The organism is Stagnihabitans sp., from assembly GCF_964946895.1.
The window spans coordinates 1-15,984 of sequence record NZ_CBBQHX010000060.1; the positions used below are offsets into that span (position 1 = coordinate 1).

Below are 15,984 nucleotides of genomic sequence, written 5' to 3' on the forward strand. Positions count from 1 at the left end.
AGCGCGCCAGTTCCCTAGCGATCCTCGTCCGCCGCATCTTCAGAATTTCAGGCCGCTTCCCGTCGCTTCCGCTTCCGTCCGCCGCCATCACCGTCGCTGCTGCGCTTCGGTGAGGCGGTGTTTAGGTCCGACGATCAAAACCCGCAAGACCAAAAATCACCACCCGTCGCATTTTCTTCGCAATTCTGAATTGTGACACAATATCTTGTGGTTAGGCCCGGCACTCCACCTAGGTTGGCGTCGCGGGCCCTCTCCTGCGGCCGCCAGACAGGGTGAATCATTCGGGCACGGCCAGAGAATCCGCGCCGTGCAGGCCCGCTGACCCGCTGCAGTCCCAGCCCGTTCAGTTGCGGTTGTTCCTGCGGGCCAGCGGCCCTAACCTGCGGGCATGGGAATCAACTCTGACATCATGGACCCTCAGGCTTGGCAGGCGGCGCTCGCGGCGCTCGATTGGCAGGTCGAGATGGGCGTGGCCGATTGGGTGCAGGAAGACGCGCTCAACCGCTATGACCTGCCCGAGCGGCTGGAGCGTCCGGTTCCGGTGGAAACCGCCCTGTCCGTCCAGGCTGCCACTCCGGTGGCAGAGGTGGCGCAGGTCGATCCGGTCTCGGTCGCCCGTCTGGCGGCGCGGGGGGCGGCGACGCTGGAAGATCTGCGCGCGGCGCTGATCTCTTATGACCATTGCGAGTTGAAGAGGGGCGCGCGCAACACCGTTTTCGCTGACGGCACCGCCACGGCCCGCGTCCTGATCCTGGGCGAGGCCCCGGGGCGGGAGGAAGATCTGGAGGGGTTGCCCTTCGTCGGCCGCGCCGGCCAGATGCTGGACCGGATGTTTGAGGCCATAGGGCTGTCACGCGTGTCGCCTGATCCGAAGCATGCGCTCTATATCACCAATGTCATGCCGTGGCGCCCGCCGCAGAACCGTGACCCCGAGCCGGACGAAATCGCCATGATGCGCCCCTTCCTCGAACGGCACATCAGCCTGGTGAACCCGGATATCATCGTGGCCATGGGCAACACACCCTGTCTGGCCCTTCTGAACCAGAAGGGCATCCTGCGCCTGCGCGGCCATTGGACCGAAGCCTTGGGCAAGCCGGTGCTGCCGATGACCCACCCGGCCTATCTTCTGCGCAACCCCGGCGCCAAGCGCGAGGCCTGGGCCGATCTGCTCGCCCTGAAGGCGCGGCTGGCGTGATCCCGGTCGAGCCTGCGACCCTGCTGTCTTTCATTCCCGCCGCCTTGGCCCTGAACCTGACGCCCGGTGCGGACATGATGTTCTGTCTGGGGCAGGGGCTGCGCTCTGGCCCCAAGGCGGCGATGGCGGCGAACCTCGGGATTGCGGTGGGCGGGTTGGGGCAGGTGACTGTGGCGGGGCTGGGGCTGGGGGCCTTGGTGGCGGCGCATCCCTGGGCCTTTGATGCCATCCGGTGGGCTGGGGTGGCTTATCTGCTGGTGCTGGCGGTGCAGACCCTGCGGTCCGGTCCGTCGCTGGCATCACCGGCGGAACCGGCGCGGGCTGGCAGGGTGTTCGGGCAGGCGCTGGTGGTCAATCTGCTCAATCCCAAGGTGATCCTCTTTATCCTCGCCTTCCTGCCGCAGTTCGTGGACCCGTTGCGCCCCGTTCTGCCGCAGTTCCTGACGCTGGGCGTGGTCTTTGCCGTCGGCGGGCTTGCCGTGAACGGCCTCGTCGGGGTCATGGCGGGATCAATCGGGCAGCGCATGGCACAAAGCCGCAGGCTATCGCTCTGGCTCTCGCGCGCCTCTGCTGCCATCTTCACCGGGCTGGCCCTGAGGCTGGCACTTCTGACACGAGGGTAACATGAGCCGCATCGACGAAACGAAAGCCTTTGTCCCGGTCCGCATCGCCGTGCTGACGGTGTCAGACACCCGCACGGCCGCCGATGATAAATCCGGCGACACCCTGGTCGCACGATTGACAGAGGCCGGGCACATCCTTGCCGCGCGCGGCATCGTGCCGGATGACCGGGCCACCATCGCGGCCCAGCTGCGCCAATGGATCGCCGATCCGGCCATCGACGTCATCCTGTCCACCGGCGGCACCGGCCTGACGGGCCGCGACGTCACCGTTGAAGCCCACCGCGACGTCTATGAGAAAGAGATCGAGGCCTTCGCCACCGTCTTCACCATCGTCTCGATGCAGAAGATCGGCACCTCTGCCGTGCAATCGCGCGCCACGGGGGGCGTGGCGGGCGGCAAATACCTGTTCGCCCTGCCCGGCTCTCCCGGCGCCTGCCGCGACGCTTGGGACGAGATCCTGAAATGGCAGCTGGATTACCGCCACCGCCCCTGCAACTTCGTCGAGATCATGCCCCGTCTGGAAGAGCACACGCGCCGGAAGTAGCGGCTTGGCCGGGCCAAGGGCCTCCGGCGGGCGTATGTGGCAAGGCGCAAATGGCGGGCTTAGCCGCGCATCATCTGGCGCACTTCGGGCAAAGTCCGTCCGGGAAAACCACCCGCGGCGAATGGATCATCACGCCATCCCGAAGCTCGCAGGATCAGGCCCAAGGCGATCCGGCGCGGTCAGGTCATACGGGCCGGCAAGCTGAAGCCGCGCAACAGGTCCTGCGCGGCGGCAGGCTTCTTGCCCTCACGCTGCGCTTCCAGCACCTCGACGGCGCCATCGCCACAGGCCACGGTGAACCCCCCCAGCACCTGCCCCGGCAAACCCGCGCCGGCCACGACCCGCGATCGCAGCAGTTTCACCCGCTCGCCGCCCACCTCACACCAGGCGCCCGGGAAGGGGGACAGGCCGCGGATCCGGCGATCCACCTCCACCGCAGGTCTGCTCCAGTCCACCCGCGCCTCGGCCTTGTCGATCTTGGTCGCATAGGTCACGCCCGCTTCGGGTTGCGCCTGCGGCACCAGAGCCTCCAGCCGGTCCAGCGCCTGCCCGATCAGCCGCGCGCCCATGGCGGACAAACGGTCGTGCAAATCCGCCGTCGTGTCTTCCGCCCCGATCGCGACAGCCTCGCGCAGCAGCACGGGCCCGGTATCCAGTCCCGCTTCCATCTGCATGATGCAGACGCCGCTCTGCGCATCCCCCGCCATGATCGCCCGATGGATCGGCGCCGCACCCCGCCAGCGCGGCAGAAGCGAGGCGTGGATGTTCAGGCAGCCATGCAGGGGTGCGGCCAGAATCGCCGGCGGCAGGATCAGCCCATAGGCCACCACAACCGCCACCTCGCTGCGCAGCGAAGCAAAGTCTTGCTGCGCCTCAATGCTGCGCAGCGAAACCGGGTAAAGCACGGGAATCCCTAACTCTTCCGCGCAGACCTGCACCGGGCTTTTCCGGTCTGCCTTGCCGCGCCCCGCAGGTCGCGGCGGCTGGGTGTAGACCGCAGCAATTTCATGACCAGCGCCCGCAAGGGCCTTCAGCACGGGCACGGAAAATTCCGGCGTGCCCATGAAGACCACCCTCATCCGCGCCTCCGCAGCTTGTCCGCCTTGCCGATCAGCATCGACCGTTTCAGGCCCGACAGATGGTCAAAATACATCTTCCCCGCCAGATGGTCGATCTGATGCTGGACCGAGGTCGCCCAAAGATGAACGAAATCACGGTCCTCCATCTGGCCTTGCGCATTCACAAACCGCACCGTCACCGCCCTTGGCCGGCTGATCACCGCGGACACACCCGGCAGGTTCGGGCTCGCCTCCTCATGCTCCCGCATCTGCCCAGAGGCGTGCAGGACCACCGGGTTGGCCATCAGCACCGCGCGGCCCCGCTCGGTCGAACAATCAACCACCGCCAGCCGCAAAGCGACGCCAATCTGAACGGCGGCCAGACCATAGCCCGGCATCGCCTCCATCGTGTCCACCATGTCCGCCCAGATCGCCCGCACCTCTGGCGTGATCTCGGCCACATCGGCGGCCACGCTGCGCAGCATCTGGTGCGGCCAAGGCAGGCAGGGGCGGATCACGCCAGCACCGCTTCGGCCTTGGCCCGGTCTTCCGCCGTCAAATGATCCAAAGTCACGATCCCATCCAGATGGTCGATTTCATGTTGCGCGCAGATCGCCCGGAACCCGACCAGCTTCTGCGCCGAGACCGAGCCATCCACCATCACCCAGCGCAGGATGATCTCTTTCGCCCGGCTCACCTCGGCCAGCACGCCGGGGATCGACAGGCACCCTTCCGAACTTTGCACCTGCTCCAACGAGCGCCAGATGATTTCCGGGTTGATGAAGATTTCCGGCGTACCCGCCCCAACCTTCCACGTCGCATCCATCACGAACACCCGGCTCAGCACGCCCACCTGCGGCGCGGCCAGACCACGGCCTTCGGCGTCATACATCGTCACCAGCATGTCCTGCGCCAAGGCCAGGGTCGCATCGTCGACAACGGCCACCCCGGCCTTCTGCGACAGAACCGCATCAGGCCAGCGCCGGATCTCGCGCTTCATTTGAAGCCCCGAGAATCGCCCCGGCCATCGCCCCGCGCCAACTCGCGCTTCAGCTTTTCCATCTTGCGGGTGATCATCTGGCGCTTCATCAGGCCCAGATAATCAATGAACAGCTTGCCCTTCAGGTGGTCAATCTCGTGCTGCACGCAGGTTGCCCACAGTCCGGTGAAGGTTTCCTCGCGGTTGGCCCCGGTTTCGTCCTGCCAGCGCACCGTCACCGAATTCGGCCGCTCGACATCGGCATACTGCTCGGGGATCGACAGACACCCCTCCTCATAGGTCGACAGCTCGGACGAGCTCCACACCACTTCGGGGTTGAACAGAATCAACGGCCGCGCCACCTCCGGCGCCTTCATGCAATCCATCACGATCAGCCGCTTGGTCACGCCCACCTGCGGCGCGGCCAGCCCGATCCCCGGCGCGTCATACATGGTCTCCAGCATGTCGCGGGCCAGTTTCACCAAATCCTCGGTGATCTGCGGCACGGGGTCGCAAACTTTCTTGAGGCGCGGGTCGGGGTGGATCAGGATGGGGCGGATCATCCTGCAGGATTTACGGTTTGCCAAGGTTTGACGCAAGAGGGTCGCGACATCCGAACCCCTCGCAAAAACCGGATGAACTTGGCATCACATTGCTGTAACCCGTGCCAAGACCCTCAAAGGACCGCAGCATGACCTTCGACACCCTGATCAACCGCGTTGGCAGCCACTCCGTCAAATGGGACTCGATGGAGGCGATCTTTGGCGTCTCACCCAAGGATGGTCTGGCCATGTGGGTGGCCGACACCGATTTCCAGCCCCCGGCTTGCGTGCAGCAGGCGCTGGAAAAGATGCTGGCCCATGGGGTCTACGGCTATTTCGGCGACGATTCCGCCTATATCGCCGCGATCCGCTGGTGGATGAAAACCCGCCACGGCTGGGAGGTTGACCCCAAGGCCATCTTCACCACCCACGGCCTCGTCAACGGCGTGGCGCTGGCCCTTGACGCCTTCACCCAACAAGGTGACGGCGTCGTGCTGAACACTCCGGTCTACCACGCCTTCGCCCGCGTCATCAAAGCCGCCGGACGCCAGGTGGTGGAATGCCCGCTGGCCATCGAGGATGGCCTGCAGAAAATGGATTTCGCCGCATGGGACGCCCAGATGACCGGGGCCGAGAAGATGTTCATCCTCTGCTCGCCCCACAACCCCGGCGGCCGCGTCTGGACCCGCGATGAACTGCAAGGCGTCGCCGATTTCTGCCGCCGCCACAACCTGCTGCTGATCTCGGACGAGATTCACCATGACCTGGTGATGCACGGTCAAAAGCACACCGTCATGGCCACGCTGGATGGCGTGCAGGACCGTCTGGTGATGATGACTGCCACCACCAAGACCTTCAACATCGCCGGCGCCCATATCGGCAACGTAATCATCGCCGACCCAACCCTGCGCCAGCGCTTCGCAGATACGATGATGAAAATGGGCATATCGCCCAATTCCTTCGGCATGCACATGGCCACCGCCGCCTACTCGCCCGAGGGCGCCGCGTGGGTTGACCAGCTGACTGCCTATCTCGACCGCAACCGCCGCACCTTCGATGCCGGCATCAATGCCATCCCCGGCCTGAAATCCATGCCACTGCAGGCCACCTATCTCGCCTGGGTCGATTTCACCGGCACCGGCATGACACCGGCCGAATTCACCGCCCGCGTGCAGCAGGGCGCGCGAATCGCGGCCAACCTCGGCGGCTCGTTCGGCACGGGCGGGGAAAACTTCCTGCGCTTCAACCTTGGTATGCCGCATGCGCAGATCGAACAGGCCGTGGCCCGTCTCGCAGAGGCGTTCAAGGATCTGCAGTAAGCCTCAGGCCTTCGGCAGAAAGCCCACCGGCAAGACAGGGTCCAGCCAGAAATCCAGTGCGGCCCTGTCGGTCACCGGCGTCATCGTCTTGATTTCACAGATGATTTCGCCAGCCTCCGCAACCGAGGCAACAATCAGGCACTGAAACACATGGCGGCTGCCATCATAAACATCGACCAGCCCGCGCAACTGCGGGCTCAGCGTGCCGTCCAGCACAAAGCCGTTGTCCCACGACCGCAGCACCGGAAACACCGCCTCGCCCACCTGCACCCGCAGCCGAGACTTGCGCCGCTCCTGATGTTTGCGGGCGGCATCCAGGCCTTCGCGTACGTCTTTTGACAGAAATTCCAGCATTGTCGCCTCCCTCTGCCTCAGTCTTGCGCGGAATTGGTTAAAAACAAGCTGACAGACCAACGTGTCCTTTTTGCGAAGGCCGCGTGGCGCTTGTGCCACAGCCTTCGCGGTTCCCTAAGCCCATCGGTTCCGCTAGACTCGCCCGATACACCGGAGGTTTTTCAATGCGTCTGTCCCAGCTCGCCCTTTTGGCCCTGACCGCCTGCCCGCTTCTGGCCAGCCACGCCCTTGCCGCGCCCTGTGGCGGCGATTTCCAAGGCTTCCTGTCCGCCATGGCCGCCGATGCCAAGGCGCAGGGTCTGCCCGACAGCGCCATCCACGCCTTTCTGGACGATGCCCAGATCGACCCCGCCGTTCTCAAGGCCGACCACGGTCAGGGCTTCTTCCGCAAGACCTTCCTTGATTTCAGTCAGGCGCTGATCTCCAAAAGCCGCATCCAGAACGCCGCGATCTACGCCAAAAAGTATGACGCCGCCTTCACCGCCGCCGAAAAGAAATTCGGCGTCTCGCGCGGCATCATCCTCGCCTTCTGGGCGTTCGAGACCGATTTCGGCCAGGTTCAGGGCACCTTTGACACCCGCAACGCGCTGGTCACCCTCGCCCATGACTGCCGTCGCCCCGATGTCTTCCAGCCGCAGGTTCTGGCCGCCATCGCCCTGACCGCGCAGGGCAATTTCGCCCCCGGCCAGACGATCGGCGCTTGGGCGGGTGAAATCGGCATGGTGCAGATGCTGCCCAAAGACATCCTCGAACGCGGCGAGGATGGCGACGGCGATGGCAAGATCACCCTGAAAACCTCCGCCGCCGACTCGATCCTGTCCGCCGCCCACATGCTGCAATTCTACGGCTGGCAGGCCGGCCAGCCCTGGATGCAAGAGGTCACGGTGCCGCAAACCCTCGACTGGTCGCAATCCAGCCTCGACACCGAACTGTCCACCGCCCAATGGTCCGCGATGGGCGTCAAGCCGAAAGAGGGCAAATTCGCCAACCTCCCCGCCTCGCTCCTGTTGCCGCAAGGCCGCAAGGGCCCGGCCTTCCTCGTCTATCCAAACTACAAAGTCCTGTTCAACTGGAACAAAAGCTTCGTCTACGTCACCACCGCCGCCTATTTCGCCACCCGGATTCAGGGCGCCGCGCCCTATACCCCCGGCACGCCGGACCCGGCCCTGACGCCTGACCAGATGACCGCCCTGCAAACCAAGCTGACAAAAATGGGCCACGATGTCGGCAAAATTGACGGCGTCCTTGGTGCCGCCACCCGCGCCGCCGTGCAAGTCGAACAAAAACGCCTCGGCCTGCCCGCCGACGGCTGGCCCACAGCGGACCTGCTGGCGCAACTCTAGACCTCGCGCCTGCTTTTCATGTGTTCACAAATATCCCGGGGGTGCGGGGGCTGGCCCCCGCTCTTCGGCGCAATCAACGCGTCGGCACCGGCACTTCGCCGCGATAGTCATAGAACCCGCGCTGCGTCTTGCGCCCCAGCCACCCGGCTTCCACATACTTCGTCAGCAGCGGGCAGGGTCGATACTTGGTATCCGCCAGCCCCTCGTGCAGCACGTTCATGATGGCAAGGCAGGTATCCAGCCCGATGAAATCCGCCAATTCCAGCGGCCCCATCGGATGGTTGGCCCCCAGCTTCAGGCTCTCGTCAATCGACTTGACCGAGCCCACACCCTCATACAGCGTGTAAACCGCTTCATTGATCATCGGCATCAGAATGCGGTTGACGATGAACGCCGGGAAATCCTCGGCACTCGCCGCCGTCTTGCCCAGCTTCGACACCACCTCATGCAAAGCATCCCAGGTCGGCCCGTCCGTCGCAATCCCGCGGATCAGCTCCACCAGCTGCATCACCGGCACCGGGTTCATGAAGTGGAACCCCATGAACTTCTCCGGCCGATCCGTCCGGCTCGCCAACCGCGTGATCGAAATCGACGAGGTGTTTGAGGTCAAGATCGTATGCGCCGCCAGATGCGGCACCAAAGCCTTGAAGATCGCATCCTTGATGCTTTCCTTCTCGGTCGCCGCCTCGATGATCAAGTCCAGCGGCCCCAGCTCGGCAATGTTCAGCGTCGTCTTGATCCGCGCCATCGCGGCCAGCTTGGCCTCTGCGGTCACCTTGCCGCGCGCCACCTGCCGCTCGATGTTGCGGTCAATCGTGGCCAAGGCCTTGGTCAGGCTTTCCGCGCTGATGTCGTTCATCAGCACGTCATAGCCTGCCAGCGCGAAGACATGCGCAATCCCGTTGCCCATCTGCCCCGCGCCCACGATCCCAACCGACTGAATGGCCATGTCTCACCCCTTGTGTCTGCGCGCACCCTAGCCCCCGCCTGTCCAAGCGGCAAGACCGCTGCGCTGCGGCGAAATGCGGGCGAAAACATCCCGCATTTGCCCGAAATTGCACCTTTAGCCGTTTGGAAAGGGGAATCGGGCAGTCTTGCCCTTGGGTGTGTAAAAACGACGGGTGGGTACCATGGCCTATGCTTTGCAAAGCGAGGGCGCGTTAGACTATTTTCCGTGCCATTACGGCACGTCAAACCTTTTGTTCCGCGGTCCGCGCCGGTCGCTCGACCGGCCCTATGTCGTCTTCATGGGCGGCAATGAAACCTATGGCAAGTTCATCCCGGACCCTTTCCCCGACCTTGTCGAGGAGGAGGTTGGCTTTGGCTCGGTCAACCTCGGCGTCTCCAATGCGGGCCTTGATCTTTACCTGAACGAAACCAGCCTCTTGGATGTGGCGGCCAAGGCCGAGGCGGTCGTGCTGCAAGTCGTCGGGGCCGCCAACCTGTCGAATCGCTATTACACGGTGCATCCGCGCCGCAATGACCGTTTCCTCGGGCCAACGCCGCTCTTGAAGACGCTGTTCCGCGATGTCGATTTCACCGATTTCGCCTTCACGCGGCACCTTCTTTTCACCCTGCACGAACGCTCCCCCGAACGGTTTGAGGTGTTGGCCGATGAACTGCGCTCCACCTGGCTCGCGCGGATGAAGGACTTGCTCGGCCACCTGCCGCCGCGCACGCTGCTCCTCTGGCTGGCCGATCAGCCGCCGCCTGCCGTCAGCCGCCGCGCCGCCCTGACCCGCGATCCCCTGCTGGTCGATGCCGAGATGCTCTGCGCCATCCGCCCCCTCGCCCGCCTCTACGTCGAGGCCGTCACCCGCCCGGAACAGCGCGGCTCCCATCTCGGCGGCATGGCCTTCTCCCCGGCCGAGGCCCCCGCCGCTGCCGTGGTCCCGGGGCCAGAGGTGCATCGCGACATCACCAAACTCCTCACCCAAGCGCTGGAGGCTGCGCTGCGGTGATCAGATATCGTCATATTTTTGATTGTACCTGATCATAAAATCGCCTATCCCTGTCCCCATCTGATCAGGGGACAGGATGAAATCCGACCGTTCAACCCGCATTCGCGATCACCTCTTCGCCCATGGCCCCGCCACGGTCGATGACCTGTCCGCCGCCATCGGCGCCTCCCCCGCCACCATCCGCCGCGACCTGACAGAGCTTGAACAGCAAGGCCTGATCCAGCGCGACCACGGCTCTGCCCGCCTCGCCGAGGGCACCACCCGCGAAATCGCCTTCGCCACCCGCGCCCGCGCCAACCTCGCCGCCAAGCGCGCCATAGCCGAGGCCGCCTTCCCCCTCATCACCCCCGGCGCCACCCTCTTCCTTGACGCCGGCACCACCACCTATCAACTGGCCCGCCGCATCCGCCTGTCGCCGATGCCACTGACCGTGGCCACCAACTGCGTCCCCATCGCCGAGGAACTCTCCAACCTCCCCAGCATCACCGTCCTCCTGATCGGCGGCCGCTACCGCCCCGAAAACGCCTCCCTCGTCGGCCTCCTCGCCGAGCGCGCCCTCTCCGACCTCTGGTTCGACACCCTCTTCATGGGCACAGGCGCCGTCGCCCCCGACCTCAACCTCTACTCGATCGACGCCGATGAGGCCCGCGCCAACGCCCTCATGCTGACCCGCGCCACCCGCACCTTTATCCTCGCCGACAGCAGCAAGTTCGGCCGCGCCCTGCCGTATCGCGTGGCCCCCCTCACCCGGCAAACCCCCCTCATCACCGACACACTCCCCCCGGACTGGCGCGACCGCCTCGCCGCCATCCCCGTTACCGAAGGACTCCCAATATGAACGCCACCGTCCAAAGCATCGTCGAACAATTCCCCTACTGGGCCGCGAAATTCCCCGCGCCCATCACCGACCGCACCACCCAGCACGTCATCCTCGGCTGCGGCACCAGCTACAACCTCGCCCTCTCCATCGCCGCCGCCCTGAACGAAAGCGGCATCCGCGCCCTCGCCATCCCCGCAGGCGAATGGACCATCCGCCCGCACGCCTACCTCCCCGCCGGCACCCCGGTCAAAATCATCGCCCTCTCCCGCTCGGGTGAGACCACCGAAACCGTCGACGCCGCCCGCGCCTCCCGCGCCCGCGGCCAGCACGTCACCGGCATCACCTGCGCCCCCGGCTCCGCCCTCTCGCTCAACTCCGACACCCCTGTCGAATTCCCCACCCACCCCGCCGAAGGCGTGGTGATGACCGTCTCCGCCAGCCTGATGCTGCTCGCCGGTTACGCGCTGGCAAGCCACGCCCCCACCAAGGCCCTCGCCACCGCCGCCGAGGCCCTGCTCACCCAAGCCTCCACCCTCCCCTCAGAATTCCACGCCAAAACCCACGTCGTCTTCCTCGGCGCGGGCAGCCAATACGGCGTGGCCCTCGAAGGCGCGCTGAAACTGCAGGAAATGGCCCTGACCTTCACCCAAGCCTTCCACCCCGGCGAATACCGCCACGGCCCGGTCAGCCTGATCGACAACACCTCCGCCGTCGTCATGCTCTACCACCCAGACACCGCCGCCGACGAAGCCAAGCTCGTGACCGAACTCCAAGCCAAAGGCGCCTATGTCATAGGCTTCGGCGGCCCCGGCAACATCTCCCTGCCCCTCACCCACCCGACCCCCCTGCGTGGTGCCGAAGCCCTCCCCGCCCTGCAAATCCTGGGCGAAAACTACGCCAAAGCCCGCAACATCGACACCACCGCCCCCCGCCACCTAACCAAAGTTGTGGTGCTGGCATGACCGAAGCCCTCGATTTCCTCCTGTCCCTCCCCCGCCTCCACGCCGCAGGCACTCGCCGCGGCATCACCTCCGTCTGCTCCGCCCACCCCACCGTCATCGAAGCCGCCCTGATCGAGGCCGCCGCCACCCATCAATTCGCCCTCATCGAGGCGACCTGCAACCAAGTGAACCAGGACGGCGGCTACACCGGCATGACCCCGGCCGCCTTCCGCGCCTTCGTCCTCAACATCGCGCAAACCCTCAACTTCCCCGAAACCAAAATCCTCTTCGGCGGTGACCACCTCGGCCCCAACCCCTGGCGCAAACTCCCGGCACAGGACGCAATGGCCAAAGCCCTGACCATGACCCACGCCTACGCCGCCGCGGGCTTTGCCAAAATCCACCTCGACGCCTCCATGTCCTGCTTGGGTGACCCCACCCCCCTCCCCCCCGCCACCATCGCCACCCGCGCCGCCCTCCTGGCCCAAGCCGCCGAAGCCGGGGCCCAAAGCCAAAACCTCCCGCCCCCCGCCTACATCATCGGCACCGAAGTCCCCGTCCCAGGCGGCGCCACCCACGCCCTCACCACAATCGAAATCTCCAACCCCACAGACGCCGCCCACACCATCGCCCTGCACGAAGCCTCCTTCGCCGCCCTCCACCTCACCGCCTTTCCCCGCGTCATAGCCCTCGTCGTCCAACCGGGGGTCGAGTTCGGCCACACCGACGTCATCCCCTACGCCCCTGCCCTCGCCACAGCCCTCAACACAAACCGCCCCGCCAACATCCTCTACGAAGCCCACTCCACCGATTACCAAACCACCGCAGCCCTCACCGCCCTCGTCCAGGACGGCTTCGCCATCCTCAAGGTCGGCCCCGGCCTCACCTTTGCCCTGCGCGAAGCCCTCTACGCCCTTGACCTCATCGCGTCAGAACTCACCAACTACACCGCAGGCACCCTCCCCAAAGCCATGGACTCCCTCATGCTGGCCAACCCGTCAGACTGGCAGGCCTATTACCACGGCACCGCCCGCGACCTTCACCTGATGCGCCACTTCTCCTACTCCGACCGCATCCGCTACTACTGGAACCAGCCCCAGGCCCAGGCCGCCACCGCCGCCCTCTTCCAGGCCCTCGGCAACACCAAAATCCCTGCCCCCCTCCTCTCTCAATACCTCCCCCGCCTCCAAGACTCCAAACCCACCGCCCATGCCCTCACCATAGCCGCCGTCCGCGCCGCGTTGATTCCATACTCCAAAGCCTGCCTCTGACCCCTTCATTCAGGCCCAAATATCCCACGGGGGTGCAGGGGGTGTGAAACCCCCTGCTTCTCCCTTCGCTTTTGCGCGCTCAAGCTCTATGTCTGGCGTCAACCGAAGGAACCCCGCCCATGCTCCTGCACGACCCGCTCTTCCTCTTCGCCACCTTTGTCTGCCTCGTCGTCCTCGTCATCCTGCTGATCGGCATCGGCAGCTTCGGCAAAGGCGGAGAGTTCAACCGTAAATACGCCAACAAACTCATGCAGTTGCGCATTGCAGCCCAGTTTCTCGCCGTGGTGGCCATCGTCATCTTCGCCTGGGCCCGTTCGAAAGGAGCGCCGTGATGGTCGTTCTCTCCAAGATCTACACCCGCACCGGCGACGCTGGCCTGACCTCGCTCGGCAACGGCGACCGCGTGCCCAAGCATGACCTGCGCGTCACCGCCTACGGCACGGTGGATGAAACCAATGCCACCGTCGGCATGGCGCGCCTGCACGGCATGGATGCCGAACTGGCCCGCATCTCCAACGATCTCTTCGACCTCGGCGCCGACCTCTGCACCCCCGATATCGAGAATGACGCCACCGCCCCCTACCCCCGCCTGCGCATCATCGCCGCGCAAACCGACCGGCTCGAGGCCGAGATTGACGCGATGAACGCCTCCCTCACGCCCCTGCGCAGCTTCATCCTGCCCGGCGGCACCGCGCTGGCCGCCCACCTTCACCTCTGCCGCACCACCTGCCGCCGGGCGGAGCGTCTCACCGTCGAACTGGCCGCCCACGAACCCGTCAACCCCGAGGCGATCAAATACCTCAACCGGCTGTCGGACTGGTTCTTCGTCGCCGGCCGCATCGCCAATGCCAACGGAACGCAGGACGTGCTCTGGGTCCCCGGCCTCACCCGCCCGCAAGCCTGACACCCGAATTTTCGCCGAAAATTCGTCCTCCCGCTTCCCCCGGAATTTTCGTAGAAAATTCGTGTTCCCGGCCCAAGCTTCGAAAGCCCTGCCATGCGCGCCCTCGTCCTTGAAAAGATCCATGAACTGTCGCTCCGCGACATGCCGCTCGACACCTCACTCGGCCCCAACGACCTGCGCATCGCCATCCACACCGTCGGCATCTGCGGCTCGGACGTGCACTACTTCACCCACGGCAAGATCGGCCCCTTCGTCGTGAACGAACCGATGATCCTCGGCCACGAAGCCTCTGGCACCGTCCTTGAAACAGGCTCTGCCGTGACCACCTTCGCCCCCGGCGACCGCGTCTGCATGGAGCCTGGCATCCCCGACCCTCTCTCCCGCGCCGCCCGCCTCGGCCTTTACAACCTCGACCCGGCGGTGCGCTTCTGGGCCACCCCGCCCGTGCACGGCTGCCTGACCCCTGAAGTCATCCACCCCGCCTCCCTCACCTTCAAAATCCCCGACACCGTCTCCTTCGCGGAAGGAGCGATGGTCGAACCCCTCGCCGTCGGCATTCAGGCCGCCGCCAAGGCCGGCATCAAACCCGGTGATCTTGCCGTCGTTCTCGGCGCAGGCCCCATCGGCATGATCACCGCGCTGTCCGCCCTCGCCTCAGGCTGCTCCCGCGTCATCATCGCCGACCTTGCCCAACCCAAACTCGACATCATCGGCGCCTACGCCGGGATCGAGGCGGTCAATATCCGCACCACCAATCTCAAAGCCCACATCGACCGCACCACCGCCAACTGGGGCGCAGACGTCGTCTTCGAATGCTCGGGCGCCGCCCCCGCCATCCTGCAAGCCCCCGCCCTCGTCGCCCCCGGGGGCACCGTCGTCATGGTCGGCATGCCGGTTGACCCGGTGCCCTTCGACATCGTCGGCCTGCAGGTCAAAGAGGCCACCGTCAAAACCATCTTCCGCTACGCCAACGTCTATGACCGCGCCATAGCCCTCCTCGCCTCCGGTAAGATCGACCTCAAACCGCTGATCACCGCCACCTACCCCTTCGACCAATCCATCGAAGCCTTCCACCGCGCCGCCGAGGCTCGCGCCACCGACGTCAAACTGCAAATCACGCTCTGACCCTGCCGCAAGGCGCGCATTGTCCCAAGCCGTGCGCGCCTTGCGGCAGGCTAACCCGATGATTCGGAAGATTTGGTTAACGCCGCCGCGAACCGCCGGTGTAGCTACAATGTAGCTCCGCAAAAATGACGCCAAAACGCCAGAACCCCGCCAGCCGTCGCCTCGGCCAAAGCCAGATTAACGCAGCGTCCTCAACCTCTTAGCCCTGCACCGGCACCCAAACCTCAAACCCGCCCGCCCCGGTCATCCCATCAAACTGCGGCGGGTAATATTCCACCGCCGGCCCCGGCCTTCCGCGCAATCCGCCGCCCTGCAGCCAATGGCCATAGACCTCGGCCCAGACCGCCGGCATGGTCGCGATATGGCCCGATGTCGCAAACCGGGCATAGGCGCCCGCGATGCTCACCTGCCCCTCCCCCTCTGGCAGGGCACCGTCAACAGCCTCGCGCCCGCACAGATAGTCAAAGCGGCCCGTGCCCGGATCGGCGTTGAACGCCACGCCAAAGTAATCCCCCGGCCCGCGCGCCCCCGTCGCCATATAGTCAACCCATTGTGCCGGAATAGCATCGCGCGTCTGCATCGTGTAGGGCCGCACCCGTCCGACAAAGCGGCGCGGCGGAAAGACCTCAATCTTGGGTTCGCTCAACAGTCCTGCCATAGGCCATCCTCCCGGCTGCACCGGCCCAGAATGCCGCCTTTTGCCACGTCCGGCAATCGCCGCTGCATGGCGTGGCTGCGACAAGCCGCGTCGATTTTGGCCTGTTGCAGCGCAGCAAGACGGTTTAAACACCGGGGCGAGAGCTTGCCGTGGCCTTTTGGCCCCCCAATGGAGATTTGCGCGATGAAGGTCCTGGTGCCTGTCAAACGTGTGATCGACTACAACGTGAAGGTTCGCGTGAAGGCGGACGGGTCCGGTGTCGATCTGGCGAACGTGAAGATGTCGATGAACCCCTTCGACGAGATCGCCGTCGAGGAAGCTATCCGCTTGAAAGAAAAGGGGATTGC

General features: G+C 65.1%; 19 protein-coding genes and 1 pseudogene. 13 read left to right on the forward strand and 7 right to left on the reverse strand.

Translation table 11 applies throughout. The features are described from left to right. Positions 1-409: 409 nt before the first annotated feature. From AC1Y2B_RS21860 to moaB, 3 genes are read left to right on the forward strand one after another with little or no spacing between them, the layout of a single operon-like run. Positions 410-1,195 (forward strand): uracil-DNA glycosylase, encoded by a 786-nt coding sequence (locus AC1Y2B_RS21860; protein ID WP_482255268.1) that lies wholly within the window; start codon positions 410-412, stop codon positions 1,193-1,195. Next, on the forward strand, positions 1,195-1,818 hold the full coding sequence (locus tag AC1Y2B_RS21865) for a LysE family translocator (RefSeq protein WP_482255269.1): 624 nt from the start codon (positions 1,195-1,197) through the stop codon (positions 1,816-1,818). The genes AC1Y2B_RS21860 and AC1Y2B_RS21865 overlap by 1 nt, the downstream gene beginning before the upstream one ends. A gap of 1 nt (position 1,819) precedes the next feature. After that, a complete protein-coding gene (gene moaB / locus AC1Y2B_RS21870; protein ID WP_482255251.1) occupies positions 1,820-2,362 on the forward strand; it encodes a molybdenum cofactor biosynthesis protein B in 543 nt (180 codons plus the stop codon). Positions 2,363-2,541: 179 nt separating this feature from the next. Here moaB and fmt read toward each other — a convergent pair whose 3' ends face one another. From fmt to def (AC1Y2B_RS21890), 4 genes are read right to left on the reverse strand one after another with little or no spacing between them, the layout of a single operon-like run. Beyond that, complete coding sequence (gene fmt / locus AC1Y2B_RS21875) at positions 2,542-3,441, reverse strand: methionyl-tRNA formyltransferase (RefSeq protein WP_482255252.1); 900 nt, start codon at positions 3,439-3,441, stop codon at positions 2,542-2,544. After that, positions 3,438-3,938 (reverse strand): peptide deformylase, encoded by a 501-nt coding sequence (gene def, locus AC1Y2B_RS21880; RefSeq protein ID WP_482255253.1) that lies wholly within the window; start codon positions 3,936-3,938, stop codon positions 3,438-3,440. Before def (AC1Y2B_RS21880) ends, fmt begins: the two co-directional genes overlap by 4 nt. Further along, positions 3,935-4,420: a peptide deformylase gene (def, locus tag AC1Y2B_RS21885; protein ID WP_482255254.1), complete on the reverse strand. Its 486-nt coding sequence runs from the start codon at positions 4,418-4,420 to the stop codon at positions 3,935-3,937. Before def (AC1Y2B_RS21885) ends, def (AC1Y2B_RS21880) begins: the two co-directional genes overlap by 4 nt. Further along, the gene (gene def / locus AC1Y2B_RS21890) at positions 4,417-4,962 is read right to left on the reverse strand and encodes a peptide deformylase (protein ID WP_482255255.1); all 546 of its coding nucleotides are present in this window, start codon (positions 4,960-4,962) and stop codon (positions 4,417-4,419) included. The genes def (AC1Y2B_RS21885) and def (AC1Y2B_RS21890) overlap by 4 nt, the downstream gene beginning before the upstream one ends. A gap of 128 nt (positions 4,963-5,090) precedes the next feature. Between def (AC1Y2B_RS21890) and AC1Y2B_RS21895 the strand changes: the two genes are divergently transcribed. Then, positions 5,091-6,260 carry a MalY/PatB family protein gene (locus AC1Y2B_RS21895; RefSeq protein ID WP_482255256.1) on the forward strand — a complete coding sequence of 390 codons (1,170 nt, stop codon included), beginning with the start codon at positions 5,091-5,093 and terminating at the stop codon, positions 6,258-6,260. Positions 6,261-6,263: 3 nt separating this feature from the next. On the opposite strand, the gene AC1Y2B_RS21900 is transcribed toward AC1Y2B_RS21895, so the two are convergent. Continuing rightward, positions 6,264-6,614 (reverse strand): hypothetical protein, encoded by a 351-nt coding sequence (locus tag AC1Y2B_RS21900; RefSeq protein WP_482255257.1) that lies wholly within the window; start codon positions 6,612-6,614, stop codon positions 6,264-6,266. Positions 6,615-6,778: 164 nt separating this feature from the next. Here AC1Y2B_RS21900 and AC1Y2B_RS21905 point away from each other — a divergent pair, with 164 nt between their 5' ends. Beyond that, positions 6,779-7,957 (forward strand): lytic murein transglycosylase, encoded by a 1,179-nt coding sequence (locus AC1Y2B_RS21905; RefSeq protein ID WP_482255258.1) that lies wholly within the window; start codon positions 6,779-6,781, stop codon positions 7,955-7,957. Between the two features lie 73 nt (positions 7,958-8,030). Here AC1Y2B_RS21905 and AC1Y2B_RS21910 read toward each other — a convergent pair whose 3' ends face one another. Beyond that, entirely contained in the window at positions 8,031-8,906 is an 876-nt protein-coding gene (locus tag AC1Y2B_RS21910; protein ID WP_482255259.1) for a 3-hydroxybutyryl-CoA dehydrogenase, read from the reverse strand. 181 nt (positions 8,907-9,087) lie between these two features. Here AC1Y2B_RS21910 and AC1Y2B_RS21915 point away from each other — a divergent pair, with 181 nt between their 5' ends. From AC1Y2B_RS21915 to AC1Y2B_RS21945, 7 genes are all read left to right on the forward strand, one after another. Further along, positions 9,088-9,918 carry a DUF6473 family protein gene (locus tag AC1Y2B_RS21915; RefSeq protein ID WP_482255260.1) on the forward strand — a complete coding sequence of 277 codons (831 nt, stop codon included), beginning with the start codon at positions 9,088-9,090 and terminating at the stop codon, positions 9,916-9,918. Positions 9,919-9,994: 76 nt separating this feature from the next. Then, positions 9,995-10,756, forward strand: coding sequence for a DeoR/GlpR family DNA-binding transcription regulator (locus tag AC1Y2B_RS21920; protein WP_482255261.1), 762 nt, complete (start codon positions 9,995-9,997; stop codon positions 10,754-10,756). Then, positions 10,753-11,700 carry an SIS domain-containing protein gene (locus tag AC1Y2B_RS21925; protein WP_482255262.1) on the forward strand — a complete coding sequence of 316 codons (948 nt, stop codon included), beginning with the start codon at positions 10,753-10,755 and terminating at the stop codon, positions 11,698-11,700. The genes AC1Y2B_RS21920 and AC1Y2B_RS21925 overlap by 4 nt, the downstream gene beginning before the upstream one ends. Further along, entirely contained in the window at positions 11,697-12,950 is a 1,254-nt protein-coding gene (locus tag AC1Y2B_RS21930) for a class II D-tagatose-bisphosphate aldolase non-catalytic subunit (protein WP_482255263.1), read from the forward strand. The genes AC1Y2B_RS21925 and AC1Y2B_RS21930 overlap by 4 nt, the downstream gene beginning before the upstream one ends. A 119-nt stretch (positions 12,951-13,069) precedes the next feature. Then, the gene (locus AC1Y2B_RS21935; protein ID WP_482255264.1) at positions 13,070-13,282 is read left to right on the forward strand and encodes a twin transmembrane helix small protein; all 213 of its coding nucleotides are present in this window, start codon (positions 13,070-13,072) and stop codon (positions 13,280-13,282) included. Then, positions 13,282-13,854 carry a cob(I)yrinic acid a,c-diamide adenosyltransferase gene (locus AC1Y2B_RS21940; RefSeq protein WP_482255265.1) on the forward strand — a complete coding sequence of 191 codons (573 nt, stop codon included), beginning with the start codon at positions 13,282-13,284 and terminating at the stop codon, positions 13,852-13,854. The genes AC1Y2B_RS21935 and AC1Y2B_RS21940 overlap by 1 nt, the downstream gene beginning before the upstream one ends. 93 nt (positions 13,855-13,947) lie before the next feature. Beyond that, positions 13,948-14,979, forward strand: coding sequence for an NAD(P)-dependent alcohol dehydrogenase (locus AC1Y2B_RS21945; RefSeq protein WP_482255266.1), 1,032 nt, complete (start codon positions 13,948-13,950; stop codon positions 14,977-14,979). Between the two features lie 199 nt (positions 14,980-15,178). Here the strand turns inward: AC1Y2B_RS21945 and AC1Y2B_RS21950 are convergent, their stop codons facing one another. Next, positions 15,179-15,637, reverse strand: a complete 459-nt coding sequence (locus AC1Y2B_RS21950; RefSeq protein ID WP_482255267.1) for a GyrI-like domain-containing protein — start codon at positions 15,635-15,637, stop codon at positions 15,179-15,181. A gap of 183 nt (positions 15,638-15,820) precedes the next feature. Between AC1Y2B_RS21950 and AC1Y2B_RS21955 the strand changes: the two are divergent. Further along, positions 15,821-15,984: pseudogene (locus AC1Y2B_RS21955) on the forward strand (electron transfer flavoprotein subunit beta/FixA family protein); the annotation flags it as partial.

Excerpts from the sequence above, each read along its gene's own strand:
- AC1Y2B_RS21860 (WP_482255268.1), top strand. The coding sequence starts at position 410 with ATGGACCCTCAGGCTTGGCAGGCGGCGCTCGCGGCGCTCGATTGGCAG.
- moaB (WP_482255251.1), top strand. The coding sequence starts at position 1,820 with ATGAGCCGCATCGACGAAACGAAAGCCTTTGTCCCGGTCCGCATCGCC.
- fmt (WP_482255252.1), bottom strand. The coding sequence starts at position 3,441 with ATGAGGGTGGTCTTCATGGGCACGCCGGAATTTTCCGTGCCCGTGCTG.
- def (WP_482255254.1), bottom strand. The coding sequence starts at position 4,420 with ATGAAGCGCGAGATCCGGCGCTGGCCTGATGCGGTTCTGTCGCAGAAG.
- def (WP_482255255.1), bottom strand. The coding sequence starts at position 4,962 with ATGATCCGCCCCATCCTGATCCACCCCGACCCGCGCCTCAAGAAAGTT.
- AC1Y2B_RS21895 (WP_482255256.1), top strand. The coding sequence starts at position 5,091 with ATGACCTTCGACACCCTGATCAACCGCGTTGGCAGCCACTCCGTCAAA.
- AC1Y2B_RS21900 (WP_482255257.1), bottom strand. The coding sequence starts at position 6,614 with ATGCTGGAATTTCTGTCAAAAGACGTACGCGAAGGCCTGGATGCCGCC.
- AC1Y2B_RS21905 (WP_482255258.1), top strand. The coding sequence starts at position 6,779 with ATGCGTCTGTCCCAGCTCGCCCTTTTGGCCCTGACCGCCTGCCCGCTT.
- AC1Y2B_RS21910 (WP_482255259.1), bottom strand. The coding sequence starts at position 8,906 with ATGGCCATTCAGTCGGTTGGGATCGTGGGCGCGGGGCAGATGGGCAAC.
- AC1Y2B_RS21915 (WP_482255260.1), top strand. The coding sequence starts at position 9,088 with ATGGCCTATGCTTTGCAAAGCGAGGGCGCGTTAGACTATTTTCCGTGC.
- AC1Y2B_RS21920 (WP_482255261.1), top strand. The coding sequence starts at position 9,995 with ATGAAATCCGACCGTTCAACCCGCATTCGCGATCACCTCTTCGCCCAT.
- AC1Y2B_RS21925 (WP_482255262.1), top strand. The coding sequence starts at position 10,753 with ATGAACGCCACCGTCCAAAGCATCGTCGAACAATTCCCCTACTGGGCC.
- AC1Y2B_RS21930 (WP_482255263.1), top strand. The coding sequence starts at position 11,697 with ATGACCGAAGCCCTCGATTTCCTCCTGTCCCTCCCCCGCCTCCACGCC.
- AC1Y2B_RS21935 (WP_482255264.1), top strand. The coding sequence starts at position 13,070 with ATGCTCCTGCACGACCCGCTCTTCCTCTTCGCCACCTTTGTCTGCCTC.
- AC1Y2B_RS21940 (WP_482255265.1), top strand. The coding sequence starts at position 13,282 with ATGGTCGTTCTCTCCAAGATCTACACCCGCACCGGCGACGCTGGCCTG.
- AC1Y2B_RS21945 (WP_482255266.1), top strand. The coding sequence starts at position 13,948 with ATGCGCGCCCTCGTCCTTGAAAAGATCCATGAACTGTCGCTCCGCGAC.
- AC1Y2B_RS21950 (WP_482255267.1), bottom strand. The coding sequence starts at position 15,637 with ATGGCAGGACTGTTGAGCGAACCCAAGATTGAGGTCTTTCCGCCGCGC.